The organism is Xanthomonas sp. NCPPB 1826 (assembly GCF_056725285.1).
Map to the genome: position 1 here is coordinate 3290494 of NZ_CM161521.1, position 13984 is coordinate 3304477.

11 protein-coding genes are annotated in these 13984 nt (G+C 66.3%); 3 read left to right on the forward strand and 8 right to left on the reverse strand.

The annotated features are described in order from the left end of the window. Positions 1-144: 144 nt before the first annotated feature. A complete protein-coding gene (locus AC1PLA_RS13915; protein ID WP_481104764.1) occupies positions 145-3249 on the forward strand; it encodes a TonB-dependent receptor domain-containing protein in 3105 nt (1034 codons plus the stop codon). A 241-nt stretch (positions 3250-3490) separates the two neighbouring features. On the opposite strand, the gene AC1PLA_RS13920 is transcribed toward AC1PLA_RS13915, so the two are convergent. Beyond that, on the reverse strand, positions 3491-3730 hold the full coding sequence (locus tag AC1PLA_RS13920) for a hypothetical protein (protein WP_180969204.1): 240 nt from the start codon (positions 3728-3730) through the stop codon (positions 3491-3493). Between AC1PLA_RS13920 and AC1PLA_RS13925 the strand changes: the two genes are divergently transcribed. After that, positions 3618-4226, forward strand: a complete 609-nt coding sequence (locus tag AC1PLA_RS13925; protein ID WP_425512212.1) for an energy transducer TonB — start codon at positions 3618-3620, stop codon at positions 4224-4226. The genes AC1PLA_RS13920 and AC1PLA_RS13925 overlap by 113 nt on opposite strands. 237 nt (positions 4227-4463) lie before the next feature. Here AC1PLA_RS13925 and rlmH read toward each other — a convergent pair whose 3' ends face one another. After that, on the reverse strand, positions 4464-4934 hold the full coding sequence (rlmH, locus tag AC1PLA_RS13930) for a 23S rRNA (pseudouridine(1915)-N(3))-methyltransferase RlmH (protein ID WP_016903756.1): 471 nt from the start codon (positions 4932-4934) through the stop codon (positions 4464-4466). 121 nt (positions 4935-5055) lie between these two features. Here rlmH and AC1PLA_RS13935 point away from each other — a divergent pair, with 121 nt between their 5' ends. After that, complete coding sequence (locus AC1PLA_RS13935; RefSeq protein ID WP_054591527.1) at positions 5056-6597, forward strand: alkaline phosphatase PhoX; 1542 nt, start codon at positions 5056-5058, stop codon at positions 6595-6597. Positions 6598-6819: 222 nt separating this feature from the next. Here the strand turns inward: AC1PLA_RS13935 and AC1PLA_RS13940 are convergent, their stop codons facing one another. The 6 genes from AC1PLA_RS13940 to leuS all read right to left on the reverse strand — a co-directional run bounded on the left by AC1PLA_RS13940 (position 6820) and on the right by leuS (position 13982). Beyond that, on the reverse strand, positions 6820-7935 hold the full coding sequence (locus AC1PLA_RS13940) for a J domain-containing protein (protein ID WP_481104765.1): 1116 nt from the start codon (positions 7933-7935) through the stop codon (positions 6820-6822). A gap of 11 nt (positions 7936-7946) precedes the next feature. Beyond that, positions 7947-8357, reverse strand: a complete 411-nt coding sequence (gene rsfS, locus AC1PLA_RS13945; RefSeq protein ID WP_016903759.1) for a ribosome silencing factor — start codon at positions 8355-8357, stop codon at positions 7947-7949. 57 nt (positions 8358-8414) lie between these two features. Beyond that, positions 8415-9263, reverse strand: coding sequence for a nicotinate-nucleotide adenylyltransferase (gene nadD, locus AC1PLA_RS13950; protein ID WP_481104766.1), 849 nt, complete (start codon positions 9261-9263; stop codon positions 8415-8417). After that, a complete protein-coding gene (holA, locus tag AC1PLA_RS13955; protein ID WP_481104767.1) occupies positions 9260-10288 on the reverse strand; it encodes a DNA polymerase III subunit delta in 1029 nt (342 codons plus the stop codon). Before holA ends, nadD begins: the two co-directional genes overlap by 4 nt. 185 nt (positions 10289-10473) lie before the next feature. Next, positions 10474-11115 carry an LPS-assembly lipoprotein LptE gene (locus AC1PLA_RS13960; protein ID WP_024939734.1) on the reverse strand — a complete coding sequence of 214 codons (642 nt, stop codon included), beginning with the start codon at positions 11113-11115 and terminating at the stop codon, positions 10474-10476. A gap of 224 nt (positions 11116-11339) precedes the next feature. Further along, entirely contained in the window at positions 11340-13982 is a 2643-nt protein-coding gene (gene leuS, locus AC1PLA_RS13965; RefSeq protein WP_481104768.1) for a leucine--tRNA ligase, read from the reverse strand. Positions 13983-13984: the final 2 nt, after the last annotated feature.

Sequence of the window (13984 nt, forward strand, 5' to 3'; positions counted from 1 at the left end):
AGCATGAATAGGCGAATTTGTACATTTGTGCTTAAAAAAACATGAAATTTAGAGCAAACGTTCTTTAAGCAACCTCTACAGCTCTCTAGCATCGGTTGTCAGCGCACCGTCATATTCGTGATGGCGCTCCTCTGGAGAGAGACGATGTCCGGCAACGTTGCTTCAAAGCGCACCTTCCATCCAGCATCGCGGGCGCGCTATGCCCGCATCAGCGTGCTTGCGCTTGCGCTGAGCGGCGCCGTCGGCGTGCTGGCGTCGGGCACTGCCGCCGCACAAAGCACCACTGCAGGTATTTACGGCAGTGCACCCGCTGCCGCCGGTGCAACCGTCACGGCACAAAGCGACACCGGTTTTGCCCGGACCGCGATCGTCGATGCCAACGGGCGCTACGCGATCGGCAATCTTCCCGTCGGCACTTATACGGTCACCTTGCAACGCGACGGACAATCTGTAGAGACACGCAAGAACATCGCCCTGCGCGTCGGCGCAGGCACCGATGTGTCCTTCGGCGGCGGTGCCGCCGGCGACACCGCCACCCTGGGCACGATCACCGTGACCGGCAAGAACATCTCGCCGGTGGATGTGTCCGCCACCGCCTCGCGCACCGTGATTACTGCCGAGCAGTTGCAGCGTTTGCCGCTGGCGCGCTCTGGCGAAGCCATTGCACTGCTGTCGCCAGGGGCCGTGCAGGGCAGCGGCTATTTCGGCAATGCGATTTCCTTCGGCGGCGCCGGCGTGACCGAAAACGCCTATTACCTTAACGGCTATCTCAGCTCCAACCCGCTTTCCAACATCGGTGGTGTCACCTTGCCGTTCGGCGCTATCGACCAGCAGGAAACCTATACCGGCGGCTACAGCGCCCGGTATGGCCGCTCCGCGGGCGGCGTGCTCAGCCAGGTCGGCAAGCGCGGCACCAACGAATGGCACTTCGGCGCACAGGTGCTATGGCGTCCGAAGTCGCTGTCCAGCGACTACAAAAATGTCTTCTACCCGGATGCCGCCCCACCTGCCGGCTATGAATACAGCGACGACAGCCTGCCCGGCACTCTTTACCGTAGCCGAAAGGACGACACCTTTTGGAATACGGTCTATAGCGTTTATGGCGGCGGCCCGCTGATCGAAGACCGCCTGTTCGTCTTTGTCGCCGCAGAGCAGGAACGCACCGAAGGCGTTTCCACCGCACGCAGGGACGACCCGGTGATCGGCCGCAACAATTACCGCACCGATGAGCCGAAGGTCTACGCAAAGATCGACTGGAACATTAACGACAGCAACATCCTCGAACTGACCGGCGTCAAGAATAATTCGCGCGATGGCGGTGCTTACAGCGATTTCAACGGATACCAGGGCGTCAACGGCGACGCCAACGGCGCATTCGCCGATACGGTCAAGGTCAACGACCGCTATTACATCGGCAAGTACACCAGCTACATCACCGACGATCTCACCTTGAGCGCCACCTACGGCAAGAGCCGTCAGACCGATTTCCGCAACAACCCCAGCACCGCACCGCTGCTGACCAACACCAATCTGCAGGACCCGGCCATCACCGGTGGCAGCGAGATCCGCAACAACCAGACCTCCAGCCAGGCGCGCGATGGTGAAAACAAGACGCGCGGTCTGCGCATCGACCTGGAATATGTGTTGGGCAGCCACACCCTCACTGCAGGTGTGGACAACATGTATTTCAATGCCAATAACGAAGGTGTCATCACCACCGGCCCGGGCTTCCGCTGGATCTATGGACGCTCTTCGCGCCCCACCTCGCCCATCAGCGCTGCGCTGGGCGTGGGTCCGGCCGGTGGCAATGGCTACTACGCCTATCGCTCCGTGTTCAATACCGCGACCAGTATGTCGGTCGAGCAAAAGGCCTACTTCCTCGAAGACAAATGGCAGGTCAACGACAAGATGCTGCTGACGCTGGGTATCCGCAACGACAAGTTCACCAACTTCAACGACGCGGGCGTGCCTTACGTGACCAGTGGCGATCAGTGGGCGCCGCGCTTGGGGTTGAGCTGGGACGTGTTCGGCGACTCCTCGCTCAAGGTCTACGGCAACGCTAGTCGCTACTACCTGGCGTTGCCTAACAGCGTGGCCATCCGTGGCGCATCACCGTCCACGTTTACGCGCGAATACTTCACCTACACCGACATTGATGCGCAGGGCAGCCCGACCGGGCTGACGCCGGTCGCGGTCGATCCATCCGCCGGATTCTCCTGTTCGGGTAACGTCGTCTCCTCCAATCTGGAATGCGGTCAGGCACCGGATGCCGCCGGCATCGCCGCCACCGACCTGAAGTCGATGTACCAGGACGAGTTCATGCTCGGCTTCGACAAGACCCTGGGCGAGAGTTGGGTCACCGGTGCCAAGGCGACCTACCGCACGCTCGGCGCCACCATTGACGACGTCTGCGATGCCGACCGGATGCGCACCAAATTGACTGCATCGGGTATCGACCCGAGCACCGTCAACGTACCCGGCTGCATCATCTTCAATCCCGGCGAAACCAACTCCTTCAGCCTGGCCAACCTCAATGGGTCCGGGCGCACCTCGGTGTCGATGTCGCCCTCGGACTGGGGCTTCGACAAGGAGGCCAAGCGCACCTATCTGGCAGTGGACCTGTTCCTGCAGCATCCGTTCGACGGCAAGTGGGAAGGCCGCATCGATTACACCTGGTCGCGTAATTTCGGCAATACCGAAGGCCAGATCAAATCCGATATCGGCCAGACCGATGTCTCCAAGACCCAGGACTGGGATGCCGCTGCGCTGATGTGGTATTCGGGTGGCTACCTGGCCAACGATCGTCGCCATCAGATCAAGATCTACGGTTCTTACCAGATCGCGCCCGAATGGCTGATCGCAGGCAATATCCGCGTGCTGTCCGGCACGCCGAAGTCCTGCCTGGGGTATGTCAGCATCAACGGCATCAGCGAAGATTCCGATGCCGGCGACCCGGTGGGCTATGGCTCCTCTTACCACACCTGCAACGGCCGGCCGTCGCGTCCGGGCGATGCCGGCCGGCTGCCGTGGACCAAGATCGTCGACCTGGGCCTCACCTATCGCCCGGCGTTCGCCGACAACAAGCTCGCCATGACCCTGCAGGCCTTCAACATCTTCAACGAGCGCAAGCCGCTGCAGGTCGATTCCACCTGGGAAGACAGCCCGTTCACCCTGTCCAACACCTACAACATGGGCGCGTTCTTCACCCAGCCGCGCTACGCGATGTTATCGGTGTCGTACGACTACTGACGCACTCTCCCGTCAGCGTCGTTTCCCCAGCCCCGCAACGGGCTGGGCTTTTCTACCGCAAACGCCCAGCTCCGGCTGGGCGTTTGCCTAGGAGTCCTCCTGTTTGTTTGCGCCTTAAAAAGCCGGCCAGCGATCGATATCGACATGGTCGCGGAATCGATCCGGCATCCTTCGCGATGTGCAACGCCTTCGCAGATACGCGCCGCGCTTGTGCAGCCGCGCACGCTGAGGTAAACCTACGCTACCGGATGGTGTAGTGCGTCCGGGTCGCGCTGGTCCTTTCCGCAGTTCCGTTGAGGAGGTGGATGATGGTTCGCACGCAATCGCAGGTTTCTTCCCGATCCACCGGCATCGACACGTCGCGCGTTCTGGCGATGAGCACGGCGGTGGCCTTGCATCTGCTGGCCGGCGGGTTGTTGTTGATACCGCTCTCGTACCGGGCAATTCCGCAGCAGCCCGCACCGAAAGAACGCTGGGTCATGCCCATCACCATCGAGACGCCGCCGCCACCGGTGTTTCCGATCGAGGTGAAGTTCAAGCCGAAGGCAACGCACACACCGCCGACCACGGTGCCGGTGCAGGTGCAGACCCCGGTGATCAGCGAGCCCGCGGTGGTCGACAACGCAACGTTCGCCTTACCTGCGGTCTCGGAGGCGGTGTCTGACAGCGCGCCGGCGATTGCCGCGCCCAGCGGCCCGGTCGAGGCGGGCCAGTTGCAGTATCTGAGTTCACCGGCGCCGAGTTACCCGGTGGCGGCACTGCGTGCCGGGCAGCAGGGCACGGTGCTGCTGCGCGTGTTGGTCGGCACCGATGGGCGCCCGGCCGAGGTGAGCGTGCAGACCAGCAGCGGTCATCGCGCGCTCGATCTGGCGGCTCGTAGCCAGGTGCTGCGCAACTGGCGCTTCCAGCCGGCGATGCAGAACGGCCAGGCCGTGCAGGCCTACGGCCTGGTGCCGGTGAGTTTTTCGTTGAACTGATGCGTCATCACCTGCGGCGACCCGGATGCCCGGTCGCCGCATGGTCTGGCGTTGCGCAGCCGGCTGCTGCGAGGCCACGGTTTCAGCTGTTGCATGCGCATCGTTGCAGTGCGCTTGCGTGCACGCGACGACGTGCGGTCTCGCGGATCGGGTTGAGGGTACGCCCGGCTACTTACCCGCACACCCATCTCGAAAGCGCAGCGGCGACGCGCGGCTTACTGCCGTCGCGCATGCCGCTTAGGCGCGGTGATACGGATGATTGGCCAGCATCGCCGCAGCACGGTACAGCTGCTCGGCGACGATCAGGCGCACCAGCATGTGCGGCAGGGTCAGCGGGCCGATCGACCAGCTTTCGCTGGCGGTTTTCAGCACCTCGGCGGCGTGACCTTCGGGGCCGCCGATCAGGAACGCCAGATCGCGCCCCTGCCCGCGCCAGTGCTCCATGCGCTGGGCCAGCTGTTCCGAACTGAGCGGGCGGCCCGGAATGTCCAGCGCAACCACGTAGGCGTTCTTGGGCAGTGCGGCGAGCACGCGGCGGCCTTCGTCGTCGATGGCGCGTTGTGCATCGCGGCCCTTGCCGCGCAGGCCGGGTTCGATCTCGACCAGCTCCAGCGGCATCCAGTGCGAGAGACGTTTCTGATATTCGGCAAAGCCCTGCGCCACCCAGGCCGGTGCGCGCTCGCCGGTAGCGATAAGTCGGCATTTCATGACCACATGATATCCGCGTCACAGCCTGGGCATCGGAACCGGGTCGATCACACCGGTGTCATGGTGCGGTTACAGCGGGCTTCTAGGGTCGACGCACTACCCAGCCCGCAGGAGTCGTTCGATGCCGATTTTCGATCCCGCCCGCCGCCAGGTGCTCAAGGGCAGCGCTGCCGTGATGGCCGCCGGTGCGCTTGGCAGTTTGAGTGCGCTGCAGTCGCGCCAGGCCCAGGCCGCCAACAGTTCATCGCCGCCGCTGCAACTTGCCCCGGTGCCCAGCCGGTATGGCCCGCTCGCACCGGTCGCCGACCAGAGCACCGGACTGCCGCTGCTACAGCTGCCGCGCGGTTTCAGCTACCGCTCGTTCGGCTGGAGCGGCGACCGCATGGACGATGGCCAGCCCTGCCCCGACCGCCATGACGGCATGGCCGTGGTCGGCCTGCGTCGGCCCGACTGGCGTCCGGGCAGCGACCCGTTGCGCGGCCTGGAATATGTGCTGATCCGCAACCACGAACGCGGTGCGACCACGCCGTTCCGCGCACCGGCGATGTACGACACCGGCATCGTCAGCGGCACCCAATCCGCCGGCGGCGGCACCACCACGCTGAGTTACGGCCGCCGCGGCTGGGGCAGCCTGGAGCCCAGCCTGGGCGGCACCCTGGTCAACTGCGCCGGCGGCCCGACCCCGTGGGGCACATGGCTGAGCTGCGAGGAGATCAAGACCAATGCGGTGTCCAGCACCGGCCGCAAGCACGGCTACGTGTTCGAAGTGGACCCGGACAGCCAGCGCACCACCGGCCGGCCGCTGCTCGGGCTGGGCCGCTTCAGCCACGAGGCAGTGGCGATCGATCCGCGCACCGGCATCGTCTATCTCACCGAGGACGATCGCAACAAGGCCGGGCTGTACCGCTTCATTCCCAACGACCGCCGTGGGCGCAATGGCTCGCTGGAAAACGGCGGCCGGCTGCAGGCCGCACGCGTGCGCGGGCGGCGCAATGCCGATCTCACCGTGGCCAGCATCGGCCAGCAGTTCCAGCTGGAATGGGTGGACATCGAAGAGCCGGATCTGGACAGCATCGCCGCGCCGGCCGGCTTTGCCGACATCGGCGCCAACGACACCCTGAGCGGGCCGTTTGCGCAGGCCTGGGCAGACGGTGCACTGCGCATGAGCCGTGGCGAAGGCATCTGGTACAGCTACGGCAAACTGTTCATCGTCGACACCAGCACCGGCGTGGATGCACAGGGCCGCCGCGGTTACGGCAACGGCGCGGTGTGGGTGCTGGACCTGTTCACCCAGCGCCTGAGCGCCCTGTTCGTCAGCGGCAATCAGCTGGCTGCGCACAACCCGGACAACGTCACCGTCAGCGCGCGCGGCGGCGTGGTGCTGTGCGAAGACGGCGGCGAAAGCCCGGACGAATACGGCCCCGGCGCGCGGCTGCTCGGGCTGACCCGCGGCGGCGAGTCGTTCTATCTGGCCAAGAACAATGTGCAGCTCACCTCGCAGCAGATCGCCGATGCCGGCAAGACCATTGCCGAGGGCGACTACCGCGATACCGAGTTCTGCGGCGCCTGTTGGGATCCGCTGGCGCGCACCCTGTTCGTCAACATCCAGACCCCGGGTATCACCCTGGCGATCACCGGCCCGTGGGAGCGCGGGCCGTTGTGAGCCTGCGGCCCTGAGCTGGCTGTCTTGGGCACAGGGCAACGGCCAGCGCTGCCGAACGGACGGCCTCCGTTCGGCAGCGTCGCTCCGGCCGCCGGCACAACGCTGCGCATGCACGCGTTTCGATTACACCGCTGGCAGCGTGTCAAGCCGAGCCTGCGCACCGCACGCGCGCGCTCCTGCGGTGGCGGGTGTGCAAGCCGACAACCACCATAAAGGCCGGGATCAGAACCAGGGCGCGTCGGGCGCGTCCGCCATGGCGCGCTGCCGCTTCAACCAGCGCTTGAACGATTGCGGGTCTTCCAGCTCGCGCAGGCCACGGCGCGCGTCCAGCAGGTCGTCTTCGACTTCGCGCTTGAGTTGGGCCATCAAACGGCCCAGTCGCTCCGGCTTGGGGCGCGACGGCAACTCCAGCCCGTATTCGGCGCAAAAGTCGTCCGACTGCTGCTGCACCTGCTGTTGCAGCTGCCTGCACTGCCGATCCAGCTCGCGGTTGTAGTCCTGCAGGCGCGCGGCGCTCATCGCATCCACGCCTTGGGCGTCCATCAGACCGATCTCGGCCTGCAGTTCGAGCAGACCCAGCAGATCACCGGCCTTGTAGGCCGCGTTGAGCCGCTGCATCAGGATGGTGCGCGCGGCATGGTCGTCGGCGCCCTTGGCGCGATCCGGATGCAGATTGCCGGCCAGCTTGCGATACAGCTCGCGTAACGGAGGCGGCTCGACATTCTCCCCAACTGCCTTGTGCTCGGCACGCTTGCGCCGTTGCGTGTGGCGTTGCTGTTGCTGCGCACGCTCCTGCTGCAGGCGCTCGCTGACGCGCTCGTAGAGCTGCTCGGGCGAATCAATGCCATCCAGCTCGTCGGCATCCAGCCCGTAGGCCTGGCCGAGGATCTGCTTCATCAGCGCATCGGATTCGGCGACTTCCTGGTCGTAACCGACTGCGCTGTGGCGGTCGTAGATCGGCCGCAGTGCCTCGTGGCCGGCCTCGATCAGCGGGGCGGCGATATCGCACAGCAACTCGGACAGGAAGGCGCGGTCGGCCTTGCCCAGCTTGACCGTGGCATACGCATGGTCCAGCTCTTCGACCAGGGCGATGTCGGCCGCGCGGCGGCGGTCGAGCAAGGGCTGCAATTCGGCGTGGTAACGCTCGCGCCATTGCGCGAGTGCAAGCTGCCAGGCCTGCAGGTCGGCACGATGCCGTTCCAGGTCGCGCAGCAATCGGTCGAAGCGCTTGCGTGCCGGCGACAGCGGCGCGGCGGAGGCGTGCGCGCCCTGGCTGCGCAGCTGTTGCAGCGCCTGCGAGGCAGGCGCGTCGGTCGGGGGTCGGGCATTGCGTGGCATGCCCGGCTCACTCACTCTTCGGGATCGGCTTCCGCGTCGTCCGGACGCTGGTCACCCACCGTCCACAGACGCTCCAGCGCGTAGAACTCGCGCACGCGCGGCAGCATCACATGCACCACCACGTCGCCCAGGTCCACCAGCACCCACTCGGCCTCGCGCTCGCCTTCCACACCCAGCGGCATCACGTCCAGCCGCTTGGCGAACTTGACCACTTCTTCGGCGATCGACTTCACATGGCGGGTCGAGGTACCCGAAGCGACCACCATGTAATCGCAGACGCTGGACTTGCCGCGCACATCGATCTCGACCACGTCCTTGGCTTTCAGCTCCTCCACGGCCTCGCGCACGGTGGCCAGCAGGGCCGGCACGGACGGCGGCGGATTCGGGATGGAGGTCTTGATGACTTGGGCTTGGGTGGTCAAAGCGGGCAACTCGATGGAATTGGCGTGAATTATAGGCCGGTCCGGCCGGCTGCGTGTTCAGCTAGTCGGCGGGACGCAGCCGTACAGGCCTTCGTGCGCGATAAATGCCGCCACCGACGCCGGCAGCAGCGCCTGCCAGTCGCCGCCGCCGGCGATGCGCGAGCGCACCGCGCTGGCCGATTCGCCGCGCAACGGCTGCTGCAGCGACCACAGGCGGCCGGCCGGCGAGACGCCCAGCTCGCCCGCCCTGGCCGCCCAGCGGCCTTGCACTGCCGCGGCGAGCTGCGGCGCATCGGCCAGGTCCAGCGGCGTGCCCGGACGCGCGGCAATGACGAAATGCGCCAGCTCGAACAAATCTTCCCACTGATGCCAGCTGCTCAGCCCCATGAAGGCATCGGCACCGAGCAGCCAGGCGATCGGTGTCGTGGGGCCGAGCTCGGCGCGCAGCGCGCGCAAGGTGTCGACGGTGTAGGACGGCGCACGGTCGCGGCTGGCGCGTTGCAGCTCGCGGGTGTCCAGCGCCAGCCCGGGGGTGTCGGCCAGCGCCAGCTCCAGCATGCGCGCGCGCTGCGCTGCGGTGGCGCCGGGTGCGGGACGGTGCGGCGGATCGGCGGCCGGTACCAGGTGCACCAACGCGCCGAGTTCGTCGCGCGCAGCGCAGGCGATGGCGAGGTGGCCCAGGTGGACCGGATCGAAGGTGCCGCCGTAGTAGAGGTGGAGCTGGGAATCGGGGTGGAGCTGGGATTCGGGAATCGGGATTCGGGAATCGGAAGAGCGCGGAGCCGGCGCTGCCGGGTGGGAGTCTGTGGGCAGAGAGGTGGGGGCCGCAGCTGCGGCCTGGTCGGGGGTTGCGCTGCTTGGGGAGGCGGGTCGCGCGTCGCCGTTGGCGGCATCGCCGGCTTTCACGCCAGCAATCTCACCGCGCGGGATTCGGCCACGGCCACCAGCAGGCGTTCCAGGCCGACCCAGGGGTCGCCTTCGGCGCGGCCCTTGGCCATGCGGTCGACCCGCGAAGCTTCGGCGACGAAGCGCTCCCAGCGGCGTGGTTCGGGGTGCCGTTGCAGCGCGCGCTTGAACGGCGCCTGGCGCGATTCCCACAGGCCCTGCGCCTTCATTTCGGCAGCGAGGTTGCCGCCGTTGGCCTGCACCTTGGCCAAGGACGCAGTGCGCAGCAGTTCCTTGATCAGGATCGGCATCAGCGCGGCCACGGCCTCGCCTTCGGCGCGCAGGCCGGCGAGCATGCGGATCGCTGCGGCAGGCTGCCCGGAGAACGTGGTTTCGGCCAGGCGGAACACGTCGTAGCGCGCGGCATCGGCGACCAGCGACTCCATCGCCTCCAGGTCCAGCACCTTGCCATCGGCCAGCAGCACCAGCTTGTCGATTTCCTGCGCCGCGGCCAGCAGGTTGCCTTCCACCCGTTCGCTCAGGCGCTGCACCGCCGCCGCGTCGGCACGCAGGCCGTGGCTACGCAGGCGGCGCTCGATCCAGTCCGACAGCTCGTGCGGCTTGATCGCCCAGGCCACCGAAATGGTGCCGATGCGGCCGATCGCATCGGCCCATTTGCCCTGGTGCGCCTTGCTCCAGTCGTTGGCGGTGATCAACAGCACCACATCCGGCGGTGGGTTGGTGCAGAAGCGGGTGATGACCTCGGCGCCGTCCTTGCCCGGCTTGCCGCTGGGCAGGCGCACTTCCACCAGCCGGCGCGGACTGAACAGGCTGGGCGCGTTGAAGGTCGCATCCAGCTGGTTCCAATCGAACTCACGGCCATCGGCATCGAAGACCTCGCGTTCGCTGATGCCTTCGGCGCGCGCGCGTGCGCGTACCGCATCGGCCGCCTCCAGCACGCGCAAGGTCTCCGGACCGGCGATCAGGTAGACCGGCTGCAGCGGCTGATTGGACTGGCCGGCGAGCTGTTCTGGGCGAAGTTCCATGACTACCTAAGTTCCATCACTACGAAGGCACACGCCACTGCACCGTCACGCACAAGACAGCGTCGGCAGCGATCGTCGGGGCATGCTCACCGCGCAGCAAGCGCGACATGCGCCTGGCGCAAGCCAACTCCGCACAGCGTGCGCGGTTGCCCGGCAGATGCGCGGACGGGATGATCACCAGCTGCTCAGTTATTCGACGAAGACGCGGGCGGCAGCGAGGCCGGCACGCTCGATTCCGGCGTGGACGGCTGCACCGGCGGTGTGGTGGCCGGCTGCAGCGGCGCGCTGGGCGTGCTTTCCAGCGTCTCGCCGCGCTCCACGCGCGCGCGCACGACACTGTCGATGCGACGCAGGATCGAGGCCGACATGTCCTTGCGCAGTTCGTTGGCGAGGATCTCGCGCTCGGTTGCGGTGCCGGTGGCATCCACCGGTGGCGACACGTAGTCGCGCGACAGCTCGATCACCTGCTGCGGCACCAGCACCGAGCCGTTGGCGGTGGTGACGGTGAAGATGGCCGCATAGCGCAGGCTGTATTCCTGCGCGCGGCCCTGGCTGTCGATGGCGATCGGCAGATCGCCCCAACGCTCGGACAACACCTGCACCTGCGCAAAGCCGGTCTTGGCATCTTCGTCGGCCAGGGTGGCGCCGGCGGCCTTGAGGCCACGCCGCAGCAACTTGGCAAGCTCGCTGTACTGCACCGCGGACTGCACCTTCACCGCGGGCGTGTCCGGCGGCAGCGCCAGCGAGTTGCGCAGATGGAAGCCGCAGGCGGTGAGGCTCGAGACCAGCACGAGGGACGCAGCGAAGGCAGTAGGAAATCGAATCATGGGCACAGTCTGGATGAGCGCCCCGGCGGCGGCAACAGGCGGCTAGCCTGCCTGACACCGCGTGAACGGGGCTTGAGAGGGCGCCGCGAAAAACGCGGCGCCCGGGAATGACAAACGCGTCGCCACGCGCCGGTGAAATGAATGACCACACGCCACTGCGGCAATCTCACCTGCGCGTCGCCACGCCGGTCCGCGACACTGCACGGACCGGCAATCGGCAACGATCAGCCCGCCACGATATTCACGATCTTGCCGGGCACGATGATGATCTTGCGCACGCTCAGCCCTTCCAGGAACTTGGCTGCGTTCGGCTCGGCCTGGGCCAGCGCTTCGATCTGCTCGCGTCCGACATCGGCGGCCACCTCGATGGTGCCGCGCAACTTGCCGTTGACCTGCACCGCCAGGGTCAGCGCGTCGCGCACCAGCGCGGCGGCATCGACCTGCGGAAACGCGACATCTTCCAGCAGCGTCTCGCCGTGGCCCAGCACCTGCCACAGCGTGTGGCTGGCGTGCGGGGTGATCGGGTTGAGCAGCAGCACCATCGCTTCCAGGGCTTCCTGGCGCACCGCCCGGCCCTGCGCACTGGCATCGTCGAACTTGGCCAGCGCGTTGGACAGTTCCATCACCGCGGCGATCGCGGTGTTGAAGCTGTGGCGGCGGCCGTAGTCGTCGCTGACCTTGCCGATGGTTTCGTGGGTCTTGCGGCGAATCGCCTTCTGCTCGGCGCTAAGCGCGGCGGCGTCCAGTGCAACGGCAGCGCCCTCGCCCACATGCTTATGCACCTGCACCCACAGCCGGCGCATGAAGCGCGCCATGCCATCGACGCCGGCCTCGTTCCACTCCAGCGACTGCTCCGGCGGGGCGGCAAACATCGAGAACAGCCGCACCGTATCGGCGCCGTACTTGGCCACCATCGACTGCGGGTCCACCCCGTTGTTCTTGGACTTGGACATCTTCTCGGTACCGCCGATGTGCACCGGCTGGCCGTCGGCGATCAGCACCGCGCCGGTGACGCGGCCGCGCTCGTCGCGCTGGATCTCCACGTCGGCCGGATTGATCCAGTCCTTGCCGCCGTTATCGGCATCGCGATAGAAGGTGTCGGCGATCACCATGCCCTGGGTAAGCAGGTTGGTCACCGGCTCGTCGCTGTCCACCAGCCGCGCGTCGCGCATGAGCTTGTGATAGAAGCGGAAGTACATCAGGTGCAGGATCGCGTGCTCGATGCCGCCCACGTACAGGTCGGCCGGCATCCAGTAGTTGGCGCGGCGATCGACCATGTCGCGTGCGTTGGGGCTGGTGTAGCGCGCCACGTACCAGCTCGACTCCATGAAGGTGTCGAAGGTGTCGGTCTCGCGCTCGGCCGGGCCGCCGCAATCCGGGCAGGTGGTCTGGCGCCAGGTCGGGTCGGTCTTGATCGGTGAACCGGTGCCGGCAAATTCCACGTTTTCCGGCAGCACCACCGGCAACTGGTCTTCCGGCACCGGCACCGCGCCGCACTTGGCGCAATAGATCACCGGGATCGGGCAGCCCCAATAGCGCTGGCGGCTGACGCCCCAGTCGCGCAGGCGGTAATTGACCCGGCGCTGGCCCTGGCCCTTGCGCTCGAAACGCTCGGCCAGCGCCTCGAAGGCGCCGCCGAAATCCAGACCGTCGAACTCGGCCGAATTGATCAACTCCAGCGGACGGCTCTTGTCGGTATACCAGTCGCGCCACTGGCCGGCGTCCCAGCTCTGCTCGTCGTCGTTGCGCGGCTCACGCAGCTTGACCACCTGCACGATCGGCAGCTTGTACTTGTTGGCGAACTCGAAATCGCGCTGGTCGTGGCCGGGAACCGCCATCACCGCGCCGGTGCCGTAGCCCATCAGCACGAAGTTGGCCACCCACACCGGCACCTGCTCGCCGCTGATCGGATGCACCGCGGTCAGGCCGGTGGCCATGCCGCGTTTTTCCTGGGTTTCCAGCTCGGCTTCGGAAACGCCGCCGTGCTTGAGCGTTTCCAGCAGCGCGGCCAGCTCCGGATTGGATTTGGCCGCATGCAACGCCAGCGGATGCTCGGCGGCGATCGACACGAAGGTCACACCCATCAGCGTGTCCGGGCGGGTGGTGAACACGCGCAGCGGGTCCAATGCAGCGCCATCGGTGTCGCGCACGTCGAACTGGATCTCCAGCCCTTCCGAGCGGCCGATCCAGTTGCGCTGCATGGTCTTGACCGAATCCGGCCAGCCGTCCAGCTGGTCCAGGCCGTCGAGCAATTCCTGCGCGTAGTCGGTGATGCGCAGGAACCACTGCGGGATCTCGCGTTTTTCCACCAGCGCGCCGGAGCGCCAGCCGCGGCCGTCGATGACCTGCTCGTTGGCCAACACGGTCTGATCGATCGGGTCCCAGTTCACCACCGCGTTGCGGCGATAGGCCAGGCCCTTGCGCATCAGCCGGGTGAACATGCGCTGCTCGTGCACGTAGTACTCGGGCGTACAGGTGGCGAACTCACGCGACCAGTCGATCGCATAGCCCAGCGATTTGAGCTGGCCGCGCATGTGGTCGATGTTGGCGTAGGTCCACTTGGCCGGCGCGGTCTTGTTCTTGATCGCCGCGTTTTCCGCCGGCAATCCGAACGCGTCCCAGCCCATCGGCTGCATCACGTTGTGGCCGGTCATGCGCTTGTAGCGGCTGACCACATCGGAGATGGTGTAGTTGCGCACATGGCCCATGTGCAGCGCACCGGACGGGTACGGCAGCATCGACAGGCAATAGAACTTCGGCTTGTCCGAAGTTTCGTCGACCTGGAAGGCGTGGGTGGCATCCCAGAACTGCTGGGCGGAGGTTTCGACCTGCTGCGGGTCGTAGGCGTTCGGTTCGACGGTGGACATTG

Coding starts and splice junctions, on each gene's coding strand:
- rlmH (WP_016903756.1), bottom strand. CDS start 4,934: ATGAAATGCCGACTTATCGCTACCGGCGAGCGCGCACCGGCCTGGGTG.
- holA (WP_481104767.1), bottom strand. CDS start 10,288: ATGGAACTTCGCCCAGAACAGCTCGCCGGCCAGTCCAATCAGCCGCTG.
- AC1PLA_RS13935 (WP_054591527.1), top strand. CDS start 5,056: ATGCCGATTTTCGATCCCGCCCGCCGCCAGGTGCTCAAGGGCAGCGCT.
- AC1PLA_RS13920 (WP_180969204.1), bottom strand. CDS start 3,730: ATGACCCAGCGTTCTTTCGGTGCGGGCTGCTGCGGAATTGCCCGGTAC.
- AC1PLA_RS13960 (WP_024939734.1), bottom strand. CDS start 11,115: ATGATTCGATTTCCTACTGCCTTCGCTGCGTCCCTCGTGCTGGTCTCG.
- leuS (WP_481104768.1), bottom strand. CDS start 13,982: ATGTCCACCGTCGAACCGAACGCCTACGACCCGCAGCAGGTCGAAACC.
- AC1PLA_RS13940 (WP_481104765.1), bottom strand. CDS start 7,935: ATGCCACGCAATGCCCGACCCCCGACCGACGCGCCTGCCTCGCAGGCG.
- AC1PLA_RS13915 (WP_481104764.1), top strand. CDS start 145: ATGTCCGGCAACGTTGCTTCAAAGCGCACCTTCCATCCAGCATCGCGG.